We start from the raw sequence: 607 nt of genomic DNA, 5'->3' as shown, positions 1-607 counted from the left end.
GTCCGGCTGTCCGGCCACCAGTTTGAAACCGGTTGTTGTTTTTGACGCATTACTCCAGGTGAACTCCCCTAGCGGTGCATTTCCGGTCAGTGGTGCAAGGCCCGGTACTGCAGTTGTGGTACCTTTGATATAATAGTTTACCGTATAGCCAAACTTCTGCGTATCATCCACTTCATAGTAAACTGTTTTCACGTTCGGACCGGCTGCCGTGATTGTCATGCTCACCGGCTGTGCAGGACTACTCACCAGCTTATAACCGGTTGTTGTTTTTGGCGCATTGCTCCAGGTAAATGTTCCTACCGGTACACTTCCGGTCAGTGGCACAAGGCCTGGTACCACAGTTGTGGTCCCTTTAATAAAGTAATTCACCGTATAGCCGAACTTCTGCATATCATCAATCTCATAGTATACATTCTTCTGATTCGGACCGGCGGCTGTGATTGTCATACTCGCCGGTTGTGCAGGACTGGTCACCAGCTTATAACCGGTTGCTGTCTTCGGCGCATTGCTCCAGGTGAACTCCCCTATCGGTGCATTTCCGGTCAGTGGCGCAAGACCTGGTACTGCAGCTGTGGTACCTTTAATATAGTAGTTCACTGTATAGCCG

At 50.1% G+C, this 607-nt stretch carries 1 protein-coding gene; it reads right to left on the bottom strand.

The annotated features are described in order from the left end of the window. On the bottom strand, positions 1-607 hold a 607-nt coding region (locus tag V7D18_RS05110; RefSeq protein WP_426152090.1), incomplete at both ends, for a hypothetical protein.

This window comes from Lacrimispora sp. 38-1, assembly GCF_049890855.1.
GTDB lineage: Bacteria > Bacillota > Clostridia > Lachnospirales > Lachnospiraceae > Lacrimispora.
Note: the sequence above shows the minus strand (reverse complement) of the source record. Positions and strands in the feature narration are given on the sequence as shown.